The sequence below is a fragment of the Streptomyces arenae genome (genome assembly GCF_022343545.1).
GTDB classification, from domain to species: Bacteria; Actinomycetota; Actinomycetes; order Streptomycetales; family Streptomycetaceae; genus Streptomyces; species Streptomyces humi.
In genome coordinates this window covers 1-23,987 of record NZ_JAKQYH010000016.1, presented here as the reverse complement: position 1 = coordinate 23,987, position 23,987 = coordinate 1, and the positions used below count along the sequence as shown (strand labels likewise).

Annotated in this window: 23 protein-coding genes; 12 read left to right on the top strand and 11 right to left on the bottom strand. The window is 72.0% G+C overall.

The features are described 5' to 3' along the window. Positions 1 to 175: 175 nt before the first annotated feature. The 3 genes from MB828_RS08560 to MB828_RS08550 are packed head-to-tail and all read left to right on the top strand — an operon-like array spanning position 176 to position 3,410. Positions 176 to 1,579: a glycosyltransferase family 4 protein gene (locus MB828_RS08560; RefSeq protein WP_301647639.1), complete on the top strand. Its 1,404-nt coding sequence runs from the start codon at positions 176 to 178 to the stop codon at positions 1,577 to 1,579. After that, positions 1,573 to 2,343, top strand: a complete 771-nt coding sequence (locus MB828_RS08555) for a class I SAM-dependent methyltransferase (protein WP_133022185.1) — start codon at positions 1,573 to 1,575, stop codon at positions 2,341 to 2,343. The genes MB828_RS08560 and MB828_RS08555 overlap by 7 nt, the downstream gene beginning before the upstream one ends. Continuing rightward, positions 2,340 to 3,410 carry a prenyltransferase gene (locus tag MB828_RS08550; RefSeq protein ID WP_301647638.1) on the top strand — a complete coding sequence of 357 codons (1,071 nt, stop codon included), beginning with the start codon at positions 2,340 to 2,342 and terminating at the stop codon, positions 3,408 to 3,410. Before MB828_RS08555 ends, MB828_RS08550 begins: the two co-directional genes overlap by 4 nt. A gap of 99 nt (positions 3,411 to 3,509) precedes the next feature. On the opposite strand, the gene MB828_RS08545 is transcribed toward MB828_RS08550, so the two are convergent. Beyond that, positions 3,510 to 3,797: a hypothetical protein gene (locus tag MB828_RS08545; protein ID WP_133022187.1), complete on the bottom strand. Its 288-nt coding sequence runs from the start codon at positions 3,795 to 3,797 to the stop codon at positions 3,510 to 3,512. Positions 3,798 to 3,934: 137 nt separating this feature from the next. Here MB828_RS08545 and MB828_RS08540 point away from each other — a divergent pair, with 137 nt between their 5' ends. Next, positions 3,935 to 4,501, top strand: a complete 567-nt coding sequence (locus MB828_RS08540) for a hypothetical protein (protein WP_301647637.1) — start codon at positions 3,935 to 3,937, stop codon at positions 4,499 to 4,501. A gap of 13 nt (positions 4,502 to 4,514) precedes the next feature. Here MB828_RS08540 and MB828_RS08535 read toward each other — a convergent pair whose 3' ends face one another. The 3 genes from MB828_RS08535 to MB828_RS08520 all read right to left on the bottom strand — a co-directional run bounded on the left by MB828_RS08535 (position 4,515) and on the right by MB828_RS08520 (position 7,670). Continuing rightward, complete coding sequence (locus MB828_RS08535) at positions 4,515 to 5,525, bottom strand: LLM class F420-dependent oxidoreductase (RefSeq protein ID WP_301647636.1); 1,011 nt, start codon at positions 5,523 to 5,525, stop codon at positions 4,515 to 4,517. Between the two features lie 99 nt (positions 5,526 to 5,624). Then, positions 5,625 to 6,440, bottom strand: coding sequence for a hypothetical protein (locus tag MB828_RS08530; protein WP_301647635.1), 816 nt, complete (start codon positions 6,438 to 6,440; stop codon positions 5,625 to 5,627). Positions 6,441 to 6,755: 315 nt separating this feature from the next. Continuing rightward, on the bottom strand, positions 6,756 to 7,670 hold the full coding sequence (locus MB828_RS08520; RefSeq protein ID WP_301647634.1) for an N-acetylmuramoyl-L-alanine amidase: 915 nt from the start codon (positions 7,668 to 7,670) through the stop codon (positions 6,756 to 6,758). 318 nt (positions 7,671 to 7,988) lie between these two features. On the opposite strand from MB828_RS08520, the gene MB828_RS46815 reads away from it, so the two are divergent. Beyond that, on the top strand, positions 7,989 to 8,129 hold the full coding sequence (locus tag MB828_RS46815) for a hypothetical protein (RefSeq protein WP_430381350.1): 141 nt from the start codon (positions 7,989 to 7,991) through the stop codon (positions 8,127 to 8,129). 111 nt (positions 8,130 to 8,240) lie between these two features. Here the strand turns inward: MB828_RS46815 and MB828_RS08510 are convergent, their stop codons facing one another. The 3 genes from MB828_RS08510 to MB828_RS08500 all read right to left on the bottom strand — a co-directional run bounded on the left by MB828_RS08510 (position 8,241) and on the right by MB828_RS08500 (position 10,169). After that, positions 8,241 to 8,444 (bottom strand): cold-shock protein, encoded by a 204-nt coding sequence (locus MB828_RS08510; protein ID WP_093496951.1) that lies wholly within the window; start codon positions 8,442 to 8,444, stop codon positions 8,241 to 8,243. A 375-nt stretch (positions 8,445 to 8,819) separates the two neighbouring features. Beyond that, positions 8,820 to 9,287 carry a hypothetical protein gene (locus MB828_RS08505; protein ID WP_301647633.1) on the bottom strand — a complete coding sequence of 156 codons (468 nt, stop codon included), beginning with the start codon at positions 9,285 to 9,287 and terminating at the stop codon, positions 8,820 to 8,822. Between the two features lie 228 nt (positions 9,288 to 9,515). Next, entirely contained in the window at positions 9,516 to 10,169 is a 654-nt protein-coding gene (locus MB828_RS08500) for a class I SAM-dependent methyltransferase (protein ID WP_301647632.1), read from the bottom strand. Positions 10,170 to 10,381: 212 nt separating this feature from the next. On the opposite strand from MB828_RS08500, the gene MB828_RS08495 reads away from it, so the two are divergent. Further along, positions 10,382 to 11,434, top strand: coding sequence for an aldo/keto reductase (locus MB828_RS08495; protein ID WP_301647631.1), 1,053 nt, complete (start codon positions 10,382 to 10,384; stop codon positions 11,432 to 11,434). Between the two features lie 102 nt (positions 11,435 to 11,536). Here MB828_RS08495 and MB828_RS08490 read toward each other — a convergent pair whose 3' ends face one another. Next, positions 11,537 to 13,282: an MFS transporter gene (locus MB828_RS08490; protein ID WP_133022194.1), complete on the bottom strand. Its 1,746-nt coding sequence runs from the start codon at positions 13,280 to 13,282 to the stop codon at positions 11,537 to 11,539. Positions 13,283 to 13,461: 179 nt separating this feature from the next. Between MB828_RS08490 and MB828_RS08485 the strand changes: the two genes are divergently transcribed. Together MB828_RS08485 and MB828_RS08480 are read left to right on the top strand one after the other, a co-directional pair. Continuing rightward, on the top strand, positions 13,462 to 14,658 hold the full coding sequence (locus MB828_RS08485) for a lipid-transfer protein (protein WP_301647751.1): 1,197 nt from the start codon (positions 13,462 to 13,464) through the stop codon (positions 14,656 to 14,658). 63 nt (positions 14,659 to 14,721) lie between these two features. Then, positions 14,722 to 16,152 (top strand): MFS transporter, encoded by a 1,431-nt coding sequence (locus MB828_RS08480; RefSeq protein ID WP_301647630.1) that lies wholly within the window; start codon positions 14,722 to 14,724, stop codon positions 16,150 to 16,152. A 115-nt stretch (positions 16,153 to 16,267) separates the two neighbouring features. On the opposite strand, the gene MB828_RS08475 is transcribed toward MB828_RS08480, so the two are convergent. Further along, positions 16,268 to 16,921 carry a response regulator transcription factor gene (locus tag MB828_RS08475; protein ID WP_133022196.1) on the bottom strand — a complete coding sequence of 218 codons (654 nt, stop codon included), beginning with the start codon at positions 16,919 to 16,921 and terminating at the stop codon, positions 16,268 to 16,270. Positions 16,922 to 17,160: 239 nt separating this feature from the next. Here MB828_RS08475 and MB828_RS08470 point away from each other — a divergent pair, with 239 nt between their 5' ends. Next, complete coding sequence (locus MB828_RS08470) at positions 17,161 to 18,732, top strand: alpha-L-arabinofuranosidase B (protein ID WP_301647629.1); 1,572 nt, start codon at positions 17,161 to 17,163, stop codon at positions 18,730 to 18,732. Here MB828_RS08470 and MB828_RS08465 read toward each other — a convergent pair. Next, complete coding sequence (locus MB828_RS08465) at positions 18,710 to 20,032, bottom strand: sensor histidine kinase (protein WP_301647628.1); 1,323 nt, start codon at positions 20,030 to 20,032, stop codon at positions 18,710 to 18,712. The two genes, MB828_RS08470 and MB828_RS08465, sit on opposite strands and share 23 nt — an antisense overlap. A gap of 344 nt (positions 20,033 to 20,376) precedes the next feature. Between MB828_RS08465 and MB828_RS08460 the strand changes: the two genes are divergently transcribed. The 3 genes from MB828_RS08460 to MB828_RS08450 are packed head-to-tail and all read left to right on the top strand — an operon-like array spanning position 20,377 to position 23,322. Beyond that, on the top strand, positions 20,377 to 21,234 hold the full coding sequence (locus MB828_RS08460; RefSeq protein ID WP_301647627.1) for a MaoC/PaaZ C-terminal domain-containing protein: 858 nt from the start codon (positions 20,377 to 20,379) through the stop codon (positions 21,232 to 21,234). Between the two features lie 53 nt (positions 21,235 to 21,287). Next, positions 21,288 to 22,364, top strand: a complete 1,077-nt coding sequence (locus MB828_RS08455) for a Zn-dependent alcohol dehydrogenase (RefSeq protein WP_301647626.1) — start codon at positions 21,288 to 21,290, stop codon at positions 22,362 to 22,364. Positions 22,365 to 22,374: 10 nt separating this feature from the next. After that, positions 22,375 to 23,322: a 3-oxoacyl-ACP reductase gene (locus MB828_RS08450; RefSeq protein ID WP_133022201.1), complete on the top strand. Its 948-nt coding sequence runs from the start codon at positions 22,375 to 22,377 to the stop codon at positions 23,320 to 23,322. 71 nt (positions 23,323 to 23,393) lie between these two features. Here the strand turns inward: MB828_RS08450 and MB828_RS08445 are convergent, their stop codons facing one another. After that, positions 23,394 to 23,546: a hypothetical protein gene (locus MB828_RS08445; RefSeq protein WP_165941407.1), complete on the bottom strand. Its 153-nt coding sequence runs from the start codon at positions 23,544 to 23,546 to the stop codon at positions 23,394 to 23,396. Positions 23,547 to 23,987: the final 441 nt, after the last annotated feature.

Below are 23,987 nucleotides of genomic sequence, written 5' to 3'. Positions count from 1 at the left end.
TGATCAGACAGCATGGCAGGGGTCGCGTCGTGGCGCGAATCACCTGATCCACTGCTCACTCCGCCCCTACCTGCCGGTAGATTCAGAGCCTCCTGAACGATCAAGTCTGTAACTTGTTCTAGATTAGCGTCCCGGCGTAACCTCGCGGGAAAGTGCAGACAGAAGGGGGCCCGGAGTGACCGCTGAGGCCAGGCGGGCGGGTACCAAGGAGGAACCCGCCGCCGACGGCGAGCGACCGCTCGACATCGCGCTCCTCACCTATAAAGGGAACCCGTTCTGCGGCGGCCAGGGCGTCTACGTGCGCCACCTGTCGCGTGAGCTGGCCCGGCTCGGCCACCGGGTCGAGGTCATCGGCTCGCAGCCGTACCCCGTCCTCGACGTCCTCGACGGGGGACACCCCGGCCCCACCCTCACCGAGCTGCCCAGTCTCGACCTCTACCGCTCCCCGGACCCCTTCCGGACGCCGAAGCGGGGCGAGTACCGGGACTGGGTCGACGCCCTCGAAGTGGCGACCATGTGGACCGGCGGCTTCCCCGAACCGCTGACCTTCTCCCTGCGCGCCCGCCGCCATCTGCGCGCCCGCGCCGGGGAGTTCGACGTCGTCCACGACAACCAGACGCTCGGGTACGGACTGTTGGGGGACATCGGCGCGCCGCTCGTCACCACCATCCACCACCCCATCACCGTCGACCGGCAGTTGGAGCTGGACGCCGCCGAGGGCTGGCAGCGGCGCTACTCCGTACGGCGCTGGTACGCCTTCACCCGGATGCAGAAGCGGGTCGCCCGCCGGCTGCCCTCCGTGCTCACCGTCTCCGGCACCTCCCGCCAGGAGATCGTGGACCACCTCGGCGTCCGCGAGGACCGCGTGCACGTCGTCCACATCGGCGCCGACACCGACCTCTTCGCGCCGGATCCCGCCGTACCCCAGGTGCCGGGCCGGATCGTCACCACCTCCAGCGCGGACGTCCCCCTCAAGGGTCTCGTGTACCTCGTCGAGGCCCTCGCCAAGGTACGGACCGAGCACCCCGCCGCCCACCTCGTGGTCGTCGGCAAGCGGCCCACCGAGGGGCCCGTCGCCCAGGCCGTGGAGCGGTACGGCCTCGGCGGCGCCGTCGAGTTCGTGAAGGGCATCTCCGACGCCGAACTCGTCGACCTGGTCCGCTCGGCCGAGGTGGCCTGCGTGCCCTCGCTCTACGAGGGCTTCTCGCTGCCCGCCGCCGAGGCCATGGCCACCGGCACCCCGCTGGTCGCGACCACCGGCGGCGCGATCCCCGAGGTCGCCGGACGCGACGGGGAGACCTGCCTCGCGGTACCGCCGGGCGACGCGGACGCGCTGGCCGCCGGGCTCGGCAGGCTGCTGGGCGACCCGGAGCTGCGGGCCCGGCTCGGCCGGGCGGGCCGGGAGCGGGTGCTGCGCAACTTCACCTGGGCACGGGCCGCGGAGGGCACCGTGGCCCGCTACCGCGAGGCCATCGCCGGCCGCCCCGCGGCGCGTCCCGCACCCATGACCCCCGGCCGCCCGGCGGCCGCTCCCCTCGCAGACGTTGCATCCACTCCCGAAAGCAGGGCCACGTGCTGACCGTCGACTTCTCCCGGTTCCCGCTAGCCCCGGGCGACCGCGTCCTGGACCTCGGGTGCGGGGCCGGCCGGCACGCCTTCGAGTGCTACCGGCGCGGCGCCCAGGTCGTGGCCCTCGACCAGAACGGCGAGGAGATCCGCGAGGTCGCCAAGTGGTTTGCGGCGATGAAGGAGGCCGGCGAGGCCCCCGCCGGCGCGACCGCCACGGCCATGGAGGGCGACGCCCTCGCCCTGCCCTTCCCCGACGAGTCCTTCGACGTCGTCATCATCTCCGAGGTGATGGAGCACATCCCCGACGACAAGGGCGTGCTCGCCGAGATGGTGCGGGTGCTCAGGCCGGGCGGGCGGATCGCGGTCACCGTGCCGCGCTACGGCCCCGAGAAGGTCTGCTGGGCGCTCTCCGACGCGTACCACGAGGTCGAGGGCGGCCACATCCGCATCTACAAGGCCGACGAACTGATCGGGAAGATCAAGGAGGCCGGGCTGCGGCCGTACGGCACGCACCACGCGCACGCGCTGCACTCGCCGTACTGGTGGCTGAAGTGCGCGTTCGGCGTCGACAACGACAAGGCGCTGCCGGTGCGGGCGTACCACAAGCTGCTGGTCTGGGACATCATGAAGAAACCGCTGGTCACGCGGGTCGCCGAGCAGGCGCTGAACCCGGTCATCGGCAAGAGCGTCGTCGTCTACGCGACCAAGCCGCACCTGCCCGCGACCGGCGCCGGCACCGGCGCCACGTCGGACGCCGGGGTGGCCGCCAAGTGACCACCCCCCGGACAGAACACCTCGTCCTGCCCGGGGTCCTCACCGCCGAGCAGGCCGCCGCGACCGTCCGCGGCATCCTCGCCGTGCAGCGGGAGGACGGCGCGATCCCGTGGTTCCGGGGACACCACCTGGACCCCTGGGACCACACCGAGGCCGCGATGGCGCTGGACGCGGCCGGCGAGCACGAGGCCGCCGAGCGGGCGTACACCTGGCTCGCCCGGCACCAGCACGAGGACGGCTCCTGGTACGCGGCCTACGCCGACGGCGCCCACGACGACGTCACCGACCGGGCCCGCGAGTCCAACTTCGTCGCCTACATAGCCGTGGGCGTCTGGCACCACTACCTCTCCACCGGCGACGACACCTTCCTCGACCGGATGTGGCCCGCGGTCTACGCGGCCGTCGAGTGGGTGCTGCGGCTGCAACAGCCGGGCGGCGAGATCGGCTGGCGCCGCGAGGACGACGGCACGCCCGCCGACGACGCGCTGCTGACCGGGAGTTCGTCCGTCCACCACGCGCTGCGTTGTGCCCTCGCCATCGCCGAGCAGCGCGAGGAGCCGCAGCCGGACTGGGAGTTGGCGGTGGGCGCGCTGCGGCACGCGATCCGCAGGCACCCCGAGCGGTTCCTGGACAAGGACCGGTACTCGATGGACTGGTACTACCCGGTCCTCGGCGGGGCGTTGACCGGCGCGGAGGCGAGCGCGCGGATCGCGAAGGACTGGGACCGGTTCGTGGTGCCCGGGTTCGGGGTGCGGTGCGTGGTCCCCAACCCGTGGGTGACGGGCGGGGAGTCGGCGGAACTGGCGCTGGCGCTGTGGGCGGTCGGCGAGTCCGACCGGGCGCTGGAGATCCTCCAGTCGATCCAGCATCTGCGGGACGCCGAGTCGGGGCTGTACTGGACCGGGTACGTGTACGAGGACGACGCGGTGTGGCCGCGGGAGCTCACGACGTGGACGGCGGGGTCGTTGCTGCTCGCCGTCGCCGCGCTCGGGGGGCACGACGCCACCTGCGCCGTCTTCGGGGGCGGGGAGCTTCCGAACGGGCTTGAGGTGGATTGTTGCGCCTAGTGGGGCACGGGGGGCCGTGGTGGCGCGGGTGCGGCGCCGTCGTGGCTTGTCGCGCAGTTCCCCGCGCCCCTTCGGGGGCGCTTCACTGACCGGTGTTCGTCAGTGGCGGTGCATGCGGTTGGCTATCGCGTGGCCGATGAACAGGTAGACGACGGCCGCCAGGCCGTACCCCGCCACCACCCTCGCCCACGCCTTGTCGAAGGTGAACAGGTCGCGCGACCAGCCGGCGAGCCAGGCGGCGACGTCATGGACGAACTGGACCAGGCTGTTCGCCCGGTTCGCGTCCAGCAGATACATCAGGATCCAGAGGCCCAGGATGAGGGCCATGACGTCGGCGACGACCGCGACGACCCTACCGGCCTGATTGGCACCGCGTTCAGAGGACATGTCCTGCGGCTTGCCGCCGAACGGTCCTTGAAACCTGTAACGCGTCGTCCCGAGTGGCGAGGTGCCGCCATCTGGGTGAGGCTGCCGGAAGAAGCATCCGCTCGGGGAGGACATCGAGAGACACACGGGAGGACCCCGTGCCCGTACCGATACGGCGCCTCGTCGTCGCGCTGACCCTCTGCTGCGCCCTGGTCGCGGGCGCCACCGCCTGCTCCGGCAACACCCAGAGCAAGTCGACCGACACCGGCATGGCGGCGGTCCCCGTGGCCGACACGCCCAGTCCGAGTACGTCCGCGGAGAAGCAGAAGTTCGCCAAGACGCGGTTCGTCGCGAACGCGGGCCTGGCGGCCGGAGCGACCTACCAGTGGATCGTCAAACCGTGGAAGGCCGGCAAGTTCAAGAAGGGCGCCCACGGCCGCACCTTCACCCTGATCAAGGCCGGCGCCGCGGGCGCCTTCGCCTACAACCGGCTCAAGGCCGCCAAGCGGAACGCCCAGGGCGACCCGCTGCTGTCCAAGGCCATCGCGCCGCTGACCGCCGGCATCGACGCGCTGAAGGACCTGCCGGCCAAGCTCCGCAAGGGCGACGGCAACGCGGCGAGCGCGTTCGACGACGTCATCAACAAGGTGAAGCAGGCAGGCGCGAGTGCCGGCGCCCCGGTCACCGACCAGGTCCCCTCGGCCGGCCAGCTCACCGGAGGCTAGGCACTGTCGTCAGCTAGGAGTTCAACTCGGCCAGCACCCGCAGGGTGTGGGGGTCAGGTGCCACGGCCAGCAGGTCCGTCACCGGGCCCTTGCGCCACAACTCCAGCCGCTCGGCGATCCGTTCGCGCGGGCCGACCAGGGAGATCTCGTCGGCGAACGCGTCCGGCACGGCCAGCACCGCCTCCTCCCGGCGCCCGGACAGGAACAGTTCCTGGATCCGCCGCGCCGCCCCCTCGTACCCCATGCGTGCCATCAGGTCGGCGTGGAAGTTGCGGGCCGCGTGCCCCATCCCGCCGATGTAGAAGCCGAGCATCGCCTTCACGGGCAGCAGCCCCTCGGCCACGTCGTCGCAGACCCTGACCTGGGCCATCGGCGCGACGAGGAAGCCCGCCGGCAGGTCCGCCACCGCCGGCCCGTACACCTCGGGCCGGCTCGGCGCCCAGTACAGCGGCAGCCAGCCGTCGGCGATCCGGACCGTCTGGGCGACGTTCTTCGGCCCCTCGGCACCGAGCAGGACGGGCAGGCCGGCACGGAGCGGGTGGGTGATCGGCTTCAGCGGCCTGCCCAGACCGGTGGCGTCGGGACCGCGGTAGGGGTGGGAGTGGAAGCGGCCCTCGGAGACGACCGGCCCCTCCCGGCGCAGCACCTGCCGTACGACGTCCACGTACTCCCGTGTCGCGGTCAGCGGGGACCTCGGGAACGGGCGGCCGTACCAGCCCTCGACGACCTGCGGCCCGGACAGCCCGAGCCCCAGCAGCACCCGGCCGCCCGACAGGTGGTCCAGGGTCAGCGCGTGCATCGCCGTGGTGGTCGGCGACCGGGCCGCCATCTGGGCGACGGCCGTCCCCAGCCGGATGGTCGACGTCCGCGCGGCGATCCAGGTGAGCGGGGTGAACGCGTCCGAGCCCCAGGACTCCGCCGTCCACACCGAGTGGTACCCGAGCCGCTCCGCCTCCCGCGCCAGCGGCACATGGTCCGGGGATGGACCGCGCCCCCAGTAGCCCAGTGCCAACCCGAGCCGCATGACCGCCTCCTGACATACCGTCAGACAGTTGCCGGGCGACTGTACGACAACGGCCCCCCACCCGGAAGGGCGAGGGGCCGTACGTGCGGCTCGGGCGGGTCAGCCGCGCTGGATCCCGGAGGTGTCCTGGAGCACACCACGGCGGCCGTCCTGGGTCTGGGCGACCAGTGCGGCACCACGCTGCTCGACCGCCAGGTACCAGGTGCCGGGCGCCAGTTCGGCGATCGGCGCGGTCGAGCCGTCCTCCGCGAACAGCGGTCGCGCCACCGGCACGGCGAACCAGAACGGCGAGAAGTCGGCGGCCGGCTGCGGCTGCTGGGCGGCGGGAGCCGGGGGCTGCTGCTGCCCGAACGGCTGACCCGGCTGAGGCTGCGCACCGTAGGGCTGGCCGGGCTGCGGGGCGGCGGCACCCGGGTAGCCGTAGCCACCGGGGGGCTGGGCGCCGTACGGCTGGGGGGCCTGCGGCTTGGGAGCCGGGATCAGGGCCGCCTGGAGGGCGGGCACCAGCGGGGTGGCCACCGCGGCCGCGGCCAGCACGAGCGCCCCGATCAGGCCGAGGATCAGACCCGAACCCGCGCCCACGTCAAGGCTCTTGAACTCGTCGGTGAACGGGCCCAGCGGGTCGATGGTCGACCAGAAGGCGGTCCACAGCGAGAACACGGTGAGGCCGACGCCGATCTGGCCCAGGTCGAGTCCGACCACCTTGAACGGCTGTGGCAGTGCGCGGGACAGGACGATCAGGACCGCGCCGGCGATACCGCCGACGTACATGCTCATCACCAGGCCGAGGTTGTCCCAGGCGTTCGGGGCACCGCTGCCGGACTTGTCGAACGTGTCGAGGAACGACGCGATGAACAGCAACACCGCTGCTCCGATCACCACGCCGTCGCCTCTAGTGAGGGAGCGGATATTCACTTCAGGTCCTTCGTAGGTCGTCTCGTCGGCGGAGGAGGCGTCACACGGGCCCCTCATCGTAGAAGGACACTATCGCCCGGACGATCAGGGTGTCCGCCCGGACCAGCCCGCACTTGCCCACCCGTGCAGGAAACTCACGATTTCCTCAGAGATCCCCTGCGCTGCCTGCTGCCGCCCGGCACCGCTGGTCGACGGTGCCGCGTCCTTGCTACCGCGCGCGGCGCCGCCCACGGCGAACAGCGCTGGAACCGTTGACAGATCGAGACCGCCCGGCGGCCGGACCGCGGGCCCGTCCGCGGGTCGGCCGCGGGTCCGTCACGCGCCGTGCAGGAAACCCGTGATTCCGTCCGAGATGCCCTGCGCGGCCTTCTGGCGCCAGGCGCCGCTGGTCAGTCGGGCCGCGTCCTTGCTGTCACGCATGTTGCCGCACTCGATGAACACCTTGGGAACGGTCGACAGGTTGAGGCCGCCGAGGTCCTTGCGCACGTCGAGCCCGGTGCCGCCGCCCACGTAGTTGGACGGAGCGCTGCCGGTGACCGCCGCGAAGTCCTTCTCGACGCGCTCGCCGAGGGTGCGCGAGGAGGCGACGATCGGACGGGTGTCGGCGCCGCCGGAGTGCACGGACGCGGGCAGGATGACGTGGAAGCCGCGGTCGCCCTCGGGGGCGCCGTCGGCGTGGATGGAGATGGCCGCGTCGGCGTGCGCGTCGTTGCCGATCTGTGCGCGCCGGGTCACGCACGGCCCCCAGGCGGGGCGGTCCCCGTCGTGGGTCAGCTTCACGGTGGCGCCCTGCCGCTCCAGCAGGGTCCGCAGCCGGTGCGCGACGTCCAGGGTGAACCGGGCCTCGCTGTAACCGGCGTTGGTGGAGGTGCCCGTCGTGTCGCACTCCTTCCAGTTCGTGCCGATGTCCACCTTCTGGTTGATCTCGGACGTGTGCTGGAAGTTCCCCGGGTTGTGCCCTGGGTCGATGACCACGACCTTGCCCTTCAGCGGCAGGGCCGCCGCGGTAGGACCCGGCACCTTGGCGTCGTCGCTCGCGGAGGCGGACGCCGACCGGGTCGTCGTCCCGCCGGCCTGCCCGGCGTCGCTCCCGCCGGGCTTGCCCACCCCCTCGTACACCACCCATCCGAGCAGTGCGCCGGGCACCAGCGCGGCAAGACCGACGGCAAGCGGCGCCCGCCGGGGCCGGCGCTGCTGGGGAGGATCGAATTCCGGGCCTGAGTACGACACGTCTGCCACCCTAACCGCCGTCCGGGGTGTCCATACGGTCCATGGCGGCCGTTGGGATGACGGTGTCGGGGACGGTTTTGCAGAGCTCGACAGCCTGGAGGCGGACATCCACCGCCACGTCGTCACGTCTTCGACGAACACGTTCGCGAGGCAGCACTCAAGGCGAGCGAGGCGATCTCGCGGGCCATCTCCGACGCGCTGCGGGGAGGAACGCTCGAGTACCGGGAGACGAACGACGTCCAGCGGCCCGCGGTCGAGGGCTGCTACGGCTGCCAGGCCTCGTACATCCCGCGCGGCGACGACGAGGACCCGCTCGTCGTGAAGCGCTGGGACTACGAGCCGGACGGCTGGGAGCGCCTGCTCCACGAGCACGGGTACACGGACGTTGACGCGCGCGTGCTCGCCGCTCCGCCCGGCAACCGGACCATCGGAACCCTCATCGTCCGGGCCCGCGCCTGAGCGCCTGGCCCTCGATCCCCCGCCTGTCCCCGGTCGTCCCCCAGGCGATGGGGGCGGGCGGGCTCCAGGCCCCAGCCGGTAGGTGCATCCCGGCCAGGGCCAACCCGTGCGTCAGGCGGGAGTGATGTTCTCCGCCTGCGGGCCCTTCTGGCCCTGCGTGATGTCGAAGTTCACCTTCTGTCCTTCCTGAAGCTCACGGAAGCCCTGGGCGGCGATGTTCGAGTAGTGGGCGAAGACGTCAGGGCCGCCGCCGTCCTGCTCGATGAAGCCGAAGCCCTTTTCCGAGTTGAACCACTTCACAGTGCCTGTAGCCATGTGCCTGTCTCCTTCGAGGGGAGTCGTATCGGCTCCCGCACCGTGCGGGAACCGGAGGTGATCGCCTGGTCCGGAGAGGCCTTGAACAGCAAAAACGCCCGTGAATGCGATCACGGGCGAACGGGACTTCGGAACCACGACTGCTGATCACGACGCTACACCGGCTGCTGGGACTCGGCCACTGGGACACGGAGTTGCCTGAGCACGTCCGAAGGCATCGTGTGCCCTACGCCCTCGTCGCCCACGCTGCGGTGCTGACATTCCGACAGCTTCCGGGCGGGAGTGAGTAGCTTGAAACTGCGGGCTCCGGGGTGGCGTTCTTGAGCCCACTCCCGGATTTCCCCCGAGAGACCCGGAGGCCAGCCGGCCCTGTGATCAGCAGCCCGGTCCGGCAGCCATCTGCACTTTTTTCAACCGGGCGGCCGGCGTGGCATCGGTGTTGTAGCCCGGGTTGTCACTCGCCCACGCCGCTTCCGTACACGCGCCCGGCTCCGTCACCGCGGTCTTCTGCAGCCACTCGAACGTCGACTCGCAGGTGGCCAGGTAGTAGTTCCCCAGCCGCTGCGCGCTGTTCGGCAGGCCGGGCGTCTTGTACCAGACGAGGACGTCCCTCGTCGGCTCGCACGTCTTCTTCTTCGCGGCCGCTTTCGCGGAGGCCTTCGGCTTCGGCGTGGACTCGGGCTTCGAGGTGGATTTCACAGCAGCCGGGTTACTCCTCGACTCGCTGGCCTTGGTGGCGGCGTGACTGCTCGGCTCAGCCTGCGAGGACGTCGTATGCCCCGGGGCGGCCCCGCAAGCGGCGCTGAGCAGGATGGCAGAGACGGGCAGGATGAAGCGGCGCACGAGGCCCCCCAAGGCAGTGCCGTAACGGCGTCCAGCCGCAGCGGCAGCCCTGCATCGAGACGACATACAGCTGTGGTTGAACTGTGAAGACGGGCAGCGTGGGCACGCGGCCGGCCGAGGCCGCCGGGCAGCCGCTCACGACTCGCGACCTTCTGAGGGTGAGAAACCAGCTCTGATCTGCGGTGAAGGTGTGAGCCGTACAGCACGTCTGCGACGCTGACCGCGCCCTCAGATCCCCGCCCCCGTTCGCCGCAGGACGCGCAGCGAGTCGTGGGCGGCGATCTCGGTGAACGCTCCCGATGCCAGGGCGCGGAGGTAGACGCGGTACGGGGCCTGGCCGGTGAACTCGTCCTCCGGGTCCGGGAAGACGTCGTGGATGAGCAGGAGGCCGCCCTGGGCCACATGGGGGGCCCAGCCCTCGTAGTCGGCGGTGGCGTGCTCGTCGGTGTGGCCGCCGTCGATGAAGACCAGGCCGAGGGGGGAGTTCCAGAACGCGGCGATCTGCGGGGAACGGCCGACGACCGCGACCACGTGGTCCTCCAGGCCGGCCCTGTGCAGGGTCCGCCGGAAGGTGGGCAGCGTGTCCATCAGCCCGAGCTCCGGGTCGACCGTCCCCGGGTCGTGGTAGTCCCAGCCGGGCTGCTGCTCCTCGCTGCCCCGGTGGTGGTCGACGGTGACCGCGGTGACGCCGGCCGCGCGGGCCGCGTCGGCGAGCAGGACCGTCGAGCGCCCGCAGTACGTCCCGACCTCCAGCAGCGGCAGACCGAGCGCGCCCGCCTCGACCGCTGCCGCGTACAGCGCGAGGCCCTCGCCGACGGGCATGAACCCCTTCGCCGCCTCGAACGCGGCCTGGATCTCGGGCTTGGGTGCTGCCGCGGTCATGGTGTCCTTCCCTCGGGTCACTGGTCGTACACGCCGTACCCGTCGTGCTGTCCGGACGCCCATGCTGCCGCACGCTCCGCCCGGTGCCCGACGGGGGGTGCGCCCCGGTGCTCGCCGTGCCCGCGCACCGGCCGGGAACTGGCTCTCAAGCGCACTCCAAGTCCTACACTGACGCCGCCAATCCCCGCCCCCTCCCGTGACGGAGCACCGGTATGCGCTATCGAGTCCTCGGCAAGACCGGCATCGAGGTCAGCACCCACTGCCTGGGCACGATGATGTTCGGGGCCATCGGCAACCCCGACCACGAGGACGGCGCCCGGATCATCCACGCCGCCCTCGACGCCGGCGTCAACTTCGTGGACACCGCCGACATGTACTCGGCCGGCGAGTGCGAGGAGATCGTCGGCAAGGCGCTCAAGGGCCGGCGTGACGACGTGGTGCTCGCCACCAAGGTGCACTTTCCGCTGGGGGAGGGCCGCAACCGCAGTGGCAACTCGCGCCGTTGGATCGTCAGGGCCGTCGAGGACAGTCTGCGGCGCCTCGACACGGACTGGATCGACCTCTACCAGGTGCACCGCCCCGACCACACCACCGACGTCGAGGAGACGCTGTCCGTCCTCAGCGACCTGGTGCGGGCGGGCAAGATCCGGGCGTTCGGCAGTTCCACGTTCCCGGCCGAGGACCTCGTCGAGGCGCACCATGTCGCGGAGCGGCGGGCGCTGATGCGGCTGCGCACGGAGCAGCCGCCGTACTCGATCCTGGCGCGTGGCGTCGAGCGGGCCGTGCTGCCCACCGCGCGGCGCCTGGGCATGGGAGTGCTGACCTGGTCGCCGCTGGCCTCGGGGTTCCTCTCCGGTGCCCACCGCGAGGGCCGGCCCGTGGACTTCGGCACCGGCCGCGCCAAGCTCACCCCGCACCGCTTCGACCCCGAACTGCCGGGCAACGCCGCCAAGTACGCGGCCGTGGAGCAGCTCGTCGCGCTCGCCGCGGAGACCGGCCGCACCCTCCCGGAGCTGGCCGTCGCCTTTCCGCTGGTGCACCCGGCCGTCACCTCGGTGATCATCGGCCCGCGCACCATGGACCAGCTGACCGCGCTGCTCAAGGGGGCCGACCTGGAACTGGACGACGCGGTGCTGGACCGCATCGACGAGATCGTGCCGCCCGGGACCGACCTGTACCGGGCCGACGGGGTCTGGCAGCCCCCGTCCCTCACCGAACCCGCCCGTCGCAGGCGCCCGGCCGGGGAACGAGCGGCCGCGGACTGAACCGCCGCCCCCTGAGACAGCGGCGGGCGGTGCTCCGTCGAGTGGAGCACCGCCCGCCCGGGCCGCGGCGCGGAAGAACCGGGGGCCGTCGGTCCCGTGTCGTTACGCCGGGACCGTCTCGCCGGGGAGCGACAGGTCCAGGTCGACCGCCCGCTCGTCGCCCGCGTGCGTCGCCGACGACGCGTGCGGGCCGTGTCCGGCGGCCTTCGCGGCCAGCACGTACGCCCCCTCGGCCGGTACCGCGAGCGCGTACGTCCCGTCCGCGGCGGACAGCGTCGCGCCCGCCTGCCGGCCGCGCCGGTCGATCAGCGTGACCTTCGCGCGGGCCACCGGCGCCCCCTCGGCGTCGAGGACCCGGCCGCGGAAGCCCCGCAGGATCTCCTCGGCGTCGGCGAGCACGGCGGCGTCCTGCTCGCTGCTGGCCTGCGGCTGCGTGCCCAGGGCCGGCCGGTTCTGCTTCGGCAGCAGCAGCGCCAGCAGCAGACCCACCGCCACCGCGGCCGTCGCGATCAGGAAGGAGACCCGGAAGCCGTGCATGGTCGGGACGGCGACCCCGCCGACGTGGTTCGCCGTGTTGGCCAGCACCATGCCGATGACGGCGCTGGAGACGGACGTGCCGATGGACCGCATCAGCGTGTTCAGGCCGTTCGCCGCACCGGTCTCGGACGCCGGGACCGCGCCGACGATGAGCGCCGGCAGGGAGGAGTAGGCGAGGCCGATGCCGGCGCCGAGGACGACCGCGATGACCGCGCTCTGCCAGGGCGCGCTCATCAGGCCGAGGCCCGCGCCGTAGCCGATGCCGATGATCAGCATGCCGAGGATGAGGGTGAGCTTGGGGCCGTACCTGGCGGACAGCCGGGCGTAGACCGGGGCCGTGAACATCATCGTCAGGCCGAGCGGGGCGACCAGCAGGCCCGCGACGACCATCGACTGGCCGAGGCCATAGCCGGTGGCCTTCGGGAGCTGGAGCAGCTGCGGAAGGACCAGCGAGACGACGTAGAAGCTGACGCCGACCATGATCGAGGCGAGGTTGGTGAAGAGCACCGCCGGGCGGGCCGTGGTGCGCAGGTCGACCAGCGGGGCCTTGTGGCGCAGCTCGAAGACGCCCCACAGGAGCAGTACCGCGACCGACGCGCCGAACAGGCCGAGCGTGGTGCCCGAGGACCAGCCCCAGTCGCTGCCCTTGGTGATGGGCAGCAGGAGCAGCACCAGGCCGGCGGACAGGCCCAGCGCGCCCAGCACGTCGAACGAGCCCTGCGCGCGCATCGGGGACTCCGGTACGACCAGCAGGGTCAGGGCTATGGAGAGCACACCGAGGGCGGCGGCGCCGTAGAACAGGGCGTGCCAGTCCATGTGCTGCGCGACCAGCGCCGCGGCGGGCAGCGCGAGGCCGCCGCCGACGCCGATCGAGGAGCTCATCAGGGCCATCGCCGAGCCGAGCTTCTCGCGGGGCAGCATGTCGCGCATCAGGCCGATGCCCAGCGGGATCGCGCCCATGGCGAAGCCCTGGAGGGTACGGCCGGCGATCATCGTGAGCAGGTCGCTGGTGAGGGCGCTGACCAGCGCGCCCACCACCATCACGGCGAGGCTGAGGATCAGCATCCGGCGCTTGCCGTAGAGGTCGCCGAGGCGGCCCATGATCGGAGTGGCCACGGCGCCCGACAGCAGCGTCGAGGTGAGGACCCAGGTGGCGTTGCTGGGCTCGGTGCCCAGCAGCTGTGGCAGATCCTTGATGACCGGGACGAGCAGGGTCTGCATCACCGCGACCACGATGCCCGCGAAGGCGAGGACCGGGACCACGGCCCCGCTCGCGCCCCGGGCGGGCTGGTCGGTCGTCGTGTGCGTCATTGAGTGAGGCCTCCCGATTGGTAAGTACCGGCTAAACCTCGTATGCACAGGCAACTATTCCGTTGCTTCGAGCTGCTAACGAATCCTTGACCGTCCCATGGGTTTCTGACCTGGCGTCAGGGGCTGGTCTGTTTGTGGAACGTGTTCTAATCTCCCGCGTCATGAGTGCCGTGAGCGCCATGAAGGCGTATGTCGCCGGGGTCGGGATGACCAGGTTCGAGAAGCCCGAGACCCGTGACTGGCAGTACTGGGACATGGTCCGGGAGGCGGCCGGCTCCGCCCTCGCCGACGCGGGGATCTCGTACGACGATGTGGAACAGGTTCCGATCGGCTACTGCTTCCAGCCCTCCACGGCCGGCCAGCGCGCCGTCTACGAGCTGGGTCTCACCGGGATCCCCGTCTACAACGTCAACAACAACTGCGCCACGGGAGCCACCGCCCTGATGCTGGCCCGGCAGCTGGTCGAGGGCGGTGCCGCCGACTGCGTCCTCGCCGTCGGCTTCGAGAAGATGAAGAAGGGCTCGCTCGGCGGCGGCGCCGACGGGGGCGACTTCTCGGCCTCCCCCGTCGCCCGGCACTACGGGATCATGGCCGCCCGGCACGGCTTCGAGACGACCCCGCCCACCGCGCAGATCTTCGGCGACGCGGCCCGCGAGCACATGGAGCGCTACGGCACCACCCGGGAGCAACTGGCCGCGGTGGCCGCCAAGAACCACCGGCACTCGGCGGACAACCCCTACGCCCAGTTCCGGGACGTCCACGACGTCGCCGGCGTCCTCGCCGCCCCCACCGTCCACCGGCCGCTCACCAGACTCCAGTGCTCGCCCACCTCCGACGGCGCGGCGGCGGCGGTCGTCGTCTCCGAGCGGTTCGCCGAGCGGCGCGGGCTCACCGGCGCGGTCGAGATCGTCGCGCAGGCCATGACCACGGACACCGGCGAGTCGTTCGCGTCGGGCTCGTGCATCGACGTCGTCGGGCAGCCGATGTCCCGGGCGGCGGCCCACCGGGTGTACGACCGCTCCGGCCTCGGCATCGAGGACGTGGACGTCGTCGAACTGCACGACTGCTTCTCGGTCAACGAGCTGCTGACCTACGAGGCCCTCGGCATGTGCGCGGCCGGCGAGTCGGGCAAGCTGGTCGAGTCCGGCGCCACCACCTACGGCGGGCGCTGGGTGGTGAACCCCTCCGGAGGGCTCATCTCCAAGGGGCATCCGCTCGGCGCGACCGGGCTCGCGCAGACCGCCGAACTGGTCTGGCAGCTGCGCGGCACGGCGGGGGACCGGCAGGTCGAGGGGGCCAGGGTGGGGCTCGCCCACAACATCGGACTGGGCGGCGCGGCGGTCGTCACGCTGTTGCGGGCGACGACCCGGCCGTAGGGCCCAGGACCCAGGACGGCTGGGCCGAAAAGCCGATGCAAGGACCGTAACCGGCTTGAGAGCATGACAGTCATGCTGGAGACCGCGGACACCTCGCACATATCCCGCCGCACGGCGGCCCCCACCTGGCTGGTGGTGGCGCTGGCGTGCGCCGGGCAGTTCCTGGTCGTGCTCGACGTGTCCGTGGTGAACGTGGCGCTCCCGTCGATGCGGGACGGCCTGGGGCTGAGCGCCACGGGCCTGCAGTGGGTCGTCAACGCGTACGCCATCGCCTTCGCCGGGTTCATGCTGCTCGGCGGACGGGCCGGTGACCTCTACGGCCGCAAGCGGATGTTCCTGGTCGGGCTCGGCCTGTTCACGCTGGCCTCGCTCGGCGGCGGGCTCGCCCAGGACGGCTGGCAGCTGCTGCTGGCCCGGGGCGCCCAGGGGCTCGGCGCGGCCGTCCTGGCGCCCTCGACCCTGACCCTGCTGACGGCGGCCGTGCCGGAGGGCGCGGCCCGGGCCCGGGCGATCGCCACCTGGACGGCGGTCGGCGCCGGCGGCGGCGCGGCCGGCGGACTGGTCGGCGGGGTGCTGGTGGAGGTGCTCTCCTGGCGGTGGGTCCTGCTGATCAACGTGCCGGTGGGCGCGCTGGTCCTCGCCGGTTCCGTGCGGTGGCTGACGGAGAGCCGGGCCGGGGACGGCCGGCGGCTCGACCTGCCCGGCGCGCTGCTGGTCACGGCGGGCCTCGGGACCCTGGCGTACGGCATCTCGCAGACCGAGGCCGAGGGGTGGGCGGCGGCGGGCACCCTGGTCCCGCTGGCCGCCGGGCTCGCGCTGATCGGGCTGTTCCTGGCCGTGGAGGCGCGCACGGCGGCCCCGCTGATGCCGCTCGGACTGCTCGGCAGGCGGTCGGTGGCGTCGGCCAACGCGGCCATGCTCGTCTCCGGTTCGGCGATGTTCTGCATGTGGTACTTCATGACGCTCTACGCCCAGAACGTCCTCGGCTACACCCCGCTGGAGGCGGGCCTCGCCCTGGTGCCCAGCTCGGTCGCGGTGCTCGTCGGCTCCAAGTCGGCGCCCCGGCTGATGCGGCGCTTCGGGACGCGGACGGTGGCGGTGTCGGGCACGCTGGTCGCCGCGACCGGGTTCGCCTGGCAGTCGACGATGGGCCCGCACGGCGCCTATGCGACCGCCATCATGTGCCCCGGCGTCCTGATGATGCTCGGCGCGGGCCTGGCCGCGACCCCGCTGGCCGCGCTGGCCACGTCCGGGGCGGCGCCCGCCGAGGCCGGGCTGCTGTCGGGGCTGATCAACACCTCGCGCACGATGGGCGGTTCGCTCGGGCTCGCGGTGATGTCGACGATCGCGGCGGCCCGGACCGGCACCACCGGCGGGCCGGTCGCCCTGACGGAGGGCTACGCGGCGGCCTTCCGCACCAGCACCGGTCTGCTGCTGGCCGGAGCGACCCTGATGCTGCTGTGGCTGCCACGCCGGGAGAGCCGGGCGGGTTAGGGGCGCGCGCCGGGAGGCCCGGGTGGGGCAGGGGAGCGCGCCGGGAGGTCGGGCGGGTTAAGGGGCTTGCCTGGAGGCCTGGTTGGGGCTGGGGATTCGGTCGTTGGCCGACTGGTCACAGCCAGCCCTGCTGCCGGGCCTCCCGTACCGCCTCCGTGCGGTTGCGGGTGCCGGTCTTGCCGATCGCGGCGGAGAGGTAGTTGCGCACCGTCGACTCCGACAGGTGCAGCTTCGCGGCGATGTCGGCGACGGTCGCGCCGTCCACCGACGCCTTGAGCACATCGCACTCGCGGGCCGTGAGCGGGTTCGGCCCGGCGCTCAGCGCGGCCGCCGCGAGCGCCGGGTCGACCACGGTCTCCCCGGTGAGCACCCGCCGGATCGCCCGCGCCAGGTCCTCCACCGGTCCGTCCTTGACGAGGAACCCGGCGGCCCCGGCCTCCATCGCCCGGCGCAGGTAACCGGGCCGCCCGAAGGTGGTGAGGATCAGCACCCGGCAGTCCGGCGCCTGCTCGCGCAGCTCCGCCGCCGCGTCCAGACCGCTGCGGACCGGCAGTTCGATGTCGAGGAGGGCCACGTCGGGCCGGTGGACCAGCGCCGCGTCCACGATCGCGTCACCTGAGGCGACCTGGGCGACGACCTCGATGTCCGGTTCCATGCCGAGCAGTAAGGCGAGCGCCCCGCGCATCATCCCCTGGTCCTCCGCGAGGAGCACCCTGATGGACTTGGCGGGCCGGTGGTCCCGAGGCGTCTCGTTCGCAGGCTCGTACACAGCCCAAGCCTAGCCTCGGAACCGGCAATTAAAGAGTAGTCATTGTTCCGTACCGCAGGTCTTGACGGCGCTTGACCGTGCTCAAACAATCGCCTCTGCAATTCCCCGAATGGTCGGCGAACGGTCGGCATTTCGACAGCTGAATAGGTTCGGTATTTCGATCGAACGACGTTCGGTATACCGACCAGGCACCCGCACCGCCCTACGAGGAACCGAAGAAGAGGTGCATCGTGTTCTCAGTGTCCCAACGAGCCGCGCGCTCCTGTCCGCGGCGACTGAAGAGAGCCGTCCTGTCCGTGCTGGCGGCCTTCGCGACCGTCGCCGCGCTCGTCGTCGGGGCCGGCGCCCCTGAGGCCGCCGCCGCGAGTTCGCTGCCCTGTGACGTCTACGCCGCCGCCGGCACGCCGTGCGTGGCCGCGCACAGCATGGTCCGGGCGCTGTACTCGTCGTACAGCGGCTCGCTCTACCAGGTGCAGCGCGCCTCGGACAGCGCCACGGCCGACATCGGCCTGCTGTCCACCGGCGGGTACGCCAACGCGGCCGCGCAGGACTCCTTCTGCGCTGGTACCACCTGCATCATCACCAGGATCTACGACCAGTCCAGCAAGCACAACGACCTCACCGTCGAGGGTGCGGGCGGGGCCGGCGCGGCCGACGTCGGCGCCCCGGCGGACGCCCTGCCGGTGACCGTGGGCGGGCACCAGGTCTACGGCCTGGAGATCTCGGCCGGCATGGGCTACCGGGACAACTCCACCTCGGGGGTCGCCACCAACGGCGGCGCCGAGGGGATGTACATGGTCACCTCCGGCACCCATGTGAACGGCAGCTGCTGCTTCGACTACGGCAACGCCGAGACCAACAACAAGGACACCGGCAACGGCCACATGGACGCCATCAACTTCGGCACCGAGTGCTGGTTCTCACCCTGCTACGGCTCCGGCCCCTGGGTGCAGGCGGACCTGGAGAACGGGCTGTTCCAGTCCAATCTCGGCTACAGCACCAACTCGTCGAACACCGGCACCGGCGCGATCCCGTTCGTCACCGCGTTGCTGAAGAACAACGGGCAGGACCATTTCGCACTGAAATGGGGAAACGCCCAATCGGGCGGTCTCACCACCACGTATTCCGGCGGTGAGCCCAGCACCAGCAGCGGTTACTCACCGATGCACCAGGAGGGCGCGATCGTCCTCGGCACCGGCGGCGACAACAGCAACGGCTCGATCGGCTCGTTCTTCGAGGGCGTGATGACCTCCGGCATCCCGACCGACGCCGCCGACGACACCGTCCAGTCGAACATCGTCTCCGTCGGCTACGGCGGCGCGACCGGCTCCACCGGCTCCCTGGGCGCCGCCTCGGAGATCTCCCTGAAGGCGACCACGTCCTGCTGCACCGCCGACTACGTCCGCCACCAGAACAACGCCGGGGTGCTGTCCGCCGTCACCTCCGGCAGCTCCACCCTCGACAAGAACGACGCCACCTGGATCGTCCGCCCGGGACTCGCCAGCAGCTCGTGCGTCTCCTTCGAGTCCCGCAACTACCCCGGTGACTACCTCCGTCACTACAACTACAAGATCTACCGGCAGCCCATGGACGGCACCACCACGTTCAGACAGGACGCCACGTTCTGTCCGACGACCGGGAAGAGCGGCACCGGCACGTCGTTCGCCTCGTACAACTACCCGACGAAATACCTGCGTCACTACAACTACAACCTCTACATAGCGAGCGACGGCGGCTCCAACGCCTGGGACACCGGCACGTCCTGGAGCGACGACGTGAGCTGGGTCGTCAGCACGCCCTGGGCTCCGTAGCGGCCGCCGCCGGGGCGGGCGGCTCCAGCGCCTCGGTGGGGAGCTCCGCGGTGACCGTGAAGCCGCGCGGCGACGGGCCGGCCCGCAAGGAGCCGCCCGCCGCCGCGAGGCGCTCGGTCAGGCCCTTCAGACCGGTGCCGCCGACGCCGTCCGGCCAGGCGGCCCCGCCGGCGGCACCGGCACCCGAACCCGCACCGGCGTCCGCACCGCTGCCGGTGCCGGTGCCGGTGCCGTTGTCGGCGACGGTGAGGCGGACCCGTCCGGCGGTGCCGTCGACGGTGATCTCGCAGCGGCTCGCGCCGGAGTGCCGTACGACGTTGGTGACCGCCTCCCGCACCACCCAGCCCAGCAGCGCCTCGGTCCCCGGGGCGAGCGGGGCACCCGAGCGGCCGACCACCGCCTCCACCCCGGCCGCGTCCAGCACCGAGCGGGCCCGGTCCAGTTCGGTGCCGAGGCTGCCCTCGCGGTATCCGGTGACGGCCTCCCGGATCTCGGTGAGCGCCTGCCGGCCCACCGACTCGATGTCGGTGATCTGAGCGAGCGCCGCGTCCATGTCCCGTGGCGCGAGCCGCCGGGCCGCCTCCGACTTCACCACGATCACCGACATGGTGTGGCCGAGCAGGTCGTGCAGGTCGCGGGAGAACCGCAGCCGCTCCTCCGCCACAGCCTGGTGCGCCAACTGCTCGCGGGCGGCCCGCAGTTCCCGTACGGCCTCGGAGAGCCCGAGGATCGCCGCGGTCACCATCGTGGAGATCCAGGTGGCGTACGCGATGTTCAGGCCGTTCCAGCCGTCGCGCGCGGCGGAGACCGCACCGGCGAGCACGGCGACGGCCAGCCCGGCCCAGCGCAGGTGCTCGCCCCGCAGCGCCGCGCCCGTCGCCAGGCCGAGCAGCGGGAAGAACAGCAGCCAGTTGCCGCCGTAACCGCCGCCGAGACCACAGGTGATCGCGGCCATGGCGACCAGCGCCACCCGCGTCGAGGGAGCCCCGCGCTTCTCCTTCACGAAGGCGCGGACCGCCACGTAGATGTACAGCGAGTTGAAGGTGAGCAGCCCCAGACCGCCGACCCACGGGTTCGGGGTCTCGCCCTGGAACAGGTTGGAGAACGCGCCCAGCCCCAGCAGCAGCCAGGGCAGCAGGGAGAACGCGGTCGGCGGCGGCCCCGGCTGCTCGGGCACCGCCGCGCCGGTCCGGCGCGCCTCCTTCTCCGAGGCCCGGAAGGCCCGCATGTCCGCCTTCCACTGCTCCTGCGCCGCCCGCCACTCCCGCAGCCGGGCGCGCGCCCCACGCATCCAGGACATCTCCTGCTCCCCCCGTCGGCCGGCCCGTCCTGACCGGCGGTACGACAGCACAGCGTACGAACCGGACACGGTGGCACCCCGTGTCCGCGTCATGGGTACGACGCTACGGATCCGGCCGCCCGTCCGGCAGATGCGCATGTACGGACTCCGGCAGGACAAATGTCCCGGGTGCCAGTGCACCTGACACGCCGTCAGGAGCCTTCACAAGTCGCGGACGCTGGGCTATACAAGGGTCGCCGGACTGGAACGCGTTCTAGGTTCTGGACGCACGCCCCGTGGACGGCCTCGGTGCGGCCGACGGTGCGGACGGCCGTGCCGAGGTCTTGAGACACCTCAGGAGCCGTATGCCCATCGACGCAGCCAAGGCCCTCGCCGCCGGACCCCGGTCCGGGGAGATCCGCTGGGACCGCCGGGACGTCCAGCTGTACCACCTCGGCATCGGCGCGGGCCGCCCCGCCACCGACCCCGACGAACTCCGCTACACCCTGGAGACCCGGCTGCACGTTCTGCCCAGCTTCGCCACCGTCGCGGGCGCCGGCTCACCCGGCGTGATCAGCGGACTGTCCATGCCGGGCATCGACGTCGACCTCGCCAAGGTGCTGCACGGCGGCCAGCGGCTGGAACTCCACCGCCCCATCCCGGTCGCGGGCACCGCCACCGCCACCGGCCGGATCGCCGCCGTGTACGACAAGGGGAAGGCGGCCGTCCTCGTCATGCGCACCGAGGTCGCGGACGCCGACGGCCCGCTGTGGACCAACGACGCGCAGATCTTCGTACGGGGGGAGGGCGGCTGGGGCGGCGACCGCGGCCCCTCGGCCCTCCGGGAGCCGCCCGCGGGCGAGCCCGACCGGACCGTGGAGCGGCCGGTCCGCGAGGACCAGGCGCTGCTCTACCGCCTGTCCGGCGACTACAACCCGCTGCACGCCGACCCCGAGTTCGCCAAGCTCGCCGGTTTCGACCGGCCCATCCTGCACGGACTGTGCACCTACGGCATGACCCTCAAGGCCGTCGTGGACACGCTGCTCGACGGGGACGTGTCGCGGGTGCGGTCGTACGAGACGCGGTTCGCCGGGGTGGTGTACCCGGGGGAGACGCTGCGGATCCGCATGTGGCGCGCCGCGGAGTCGACCCGGGTGGCCGTGAGCGCCGTCGAGCGCGACGACGCACCGGTCCTCGCCGACACGATCGTCCAACACTCTTGATCCAGTAGCCAGTCGAGCACGTACTTGAGCAGGCAGTCGAGGGGAGCCGCACCATGCGCGCAGCCGTACTGCACGAGATCGGCCAGGAGAAGCTGGAGGTCCTCGACGACGTCGAGGCGGTGGGGTTCGGGCCCGGCCGGGTACGGATCCGGGTGCGCGCCACCGGGCTGTGCCACTCGGACCTGTCGGCGATGAGCGGGGTGCTGCCGCAGCCGGGGCCGTTCGTGCCGGGCCACGAGGGCGCGGGTGAGGTCCTGGAGGTGGGGGAGGGCGTCACCCGGGTGAAGCCCGGCGACCGGGTGGTGGTCTGCTGGCTCCCGGCCTGCGGCGCCTGTCCCGCCTGCGGACGCGGGCAGACCGAACTGTGCCTGGCCGGGTTCATGAACGCCGGCACCCCCAACTTCCGGCGCCCCACCGGTGACGTCTTCGGCTTCGCGGGCACCGGCACCTTCACCGAGGAGGTCGTGGTCGACGCCGGGTGCGCGGTGCCGATCCCGGACGACGTGCCCTTCGACATCGCCGCGCTGATCGGCTGCGGAGTCACCACCGGACTCGGCGCGGCCCTCAACACCGCCGATGTGGAGGCCGGTTCGTCGGTCGCCGTGATCGGGTGCGGGGGTGTCGGCATCTCGGCGATCCAGGGGGCCCGGCTCAAGGGCGCCGCCGAGATCGTCGCCGTCGACCCGGTGGCGTCGCGGCGCGAGTCGGCGCTCGGGTTCGGGGCGACCCGGGCCGTGTCGCCGGACGAACTGCCCGGCGCCAAGCAGGAGGTCACCGCGGGCGAGGGCTTCGACTACGTCTTCGAGGTCGTCGGCAGGTCCGCGACCGCACGGACGGCGTACGAGAACACCCGGCGCGGCGGCACCCTCGTGGTGGTCGGTGCGGGAGCCATGGACGACTTCCTCCAGCTCAACATGTTCGAGCTGTTCTTCGACGAGAAGCGGATCCTGCCGTCCATGTACGGCGGCGGTGACGTGGTCCGCTCCTACGAGCGCACGATCGCCCTGTGGCGGGCCGGCCGTATCGACCTGGAGGGCCTGATCACCCACCGGGTGCCGCTGACGGAGATCAACGAGGCGCTGGACCAGATGCGCACCGGCACCGCCCTGCGTACCTGCATAGAGATCTGAGGGCCGTCGGATGCCGGAAGAGAGGCCTCTGGAAGGGCTCAGCGCGATCGTCACCGGCGCGGGCCGCGGGCTCGGCCGGGCCGAGGCGCTGGAACTCGCCCGGCTGGGCGCGGCCGTCGTCGTCAACGACTTCGGCCAGTCCGGCCGGGACGGCTCGGGGGCGGCCTCGGCGGGCCCCGCCGAGCAGGTCGCGGAGGAGATCCGCGCGGCCGGCGGCCAGGCGGTCGCCCACACCGGTGATGTCGCGGACTTCTCGCAGGCGCGAGACCTTCTCACGCTCGCGACAACCACCTACGGAAAGCTGGACATCCTCGTCAACAACGCCGGCATCCTGCGCGACCGCATGGTCTTCTCCATGACCGAGGACGAGTGGGACTCGGTGATCCGGGTCCACCTCAAGGGCCACTTCAACACCACCCGCTTCGCGGCCGCGCACTGGCGGGACCGGGCCAAGGCGGCGGCCGGCGGCAGGGTGTACGGCCGGATCGTCAACACCTCCTCCGAGGCCTTCCTCGCCGGTTCCGCGGGCCAGCCCAACTACGCGGCCGCCAAGGGCGGGATCGTCGGCCTGACGACGTCCACGGCCCTCGCCCTCGCCAAGTACGGCGTGACCGCCAACGTGATCTGCCCGCGCGCCCGCACCCGGATGACCGAGGACGTCTTCGCCGGGTTCGAGCGGCCCGCCGAGGGCCTGGACCCGCTCGCCCCCGAGCATGTCGCCCCGCTGGTCGGCTACCTGGCCGCACCGGCCGCCGAACGGATCAACGGCCAGCTGCTCGTCGTGCACGGCGGCATGGTCGCGGTCGTCGGACGGCCCCGCGTCGAGGCGAGGTTCGACAGCAAACAGGACACCTTCGACCACGCCGAGCTCGACGCCCTGCTCACCCCGCACTACGCGGACCGGCCGCCGGGGGAGACCTTCGCGGCGGCGGAGGTGCTGGCGTTGCGACGCCGGTAGCACGACGTACGACGGCGGCCCCGCCCCCTGTTGACGAGGGGGCGGGGCCGCCGGGTCGTACGTACGTGCCGTCAGGCAGCGGCCTCGGCCGGTTCCGGCTTGCGGTGCCGGCCGCTGGGGGCCGATTCACCGTCCTGGGCCGAGACGTGACCACGGTGCTTCCCGTGACCGTCCGCCTCCTCAAGGTCGGCGGACAGCTGCTGGGACGTGCTGGCGTCGCTCATCGGAAGAATTCACCCCGTCAACATGATCTTTCTTACAGCGCGGCGAGTTTATCCGGACCGGCACGGGACGGATCCAGGCGGGCACGCCGACCGCAGCTACTTTGTTACAAGCGGCTCCGGCGGCCCCTGCCGCAACGGCGGCCCCACCGGACTCCGGTCCAACGTCTGCCCCACCGACGACGGTTGAAACCGCCGCTCCAGCCGCACCCACCGCACCGGCCGTTCCCAGGACACCGGCTCAGCCGGCCGCACCGGCGGCACCGGCCGTGACGGCCGCCCCAGCGGGGCCTGTTGCAACGGCACCGGCCGTGCCACGACAGGCGCCGGGTGATCCGGTTCCGCCGGCTCCCCGGACGCGCCCGGCGCCCCGGCAGCCCTGCCGTCCGGAACCGGATCCCCCGGACCCGCCGCATCCCCCGGCCCCCCGTGACCCCCGTGACC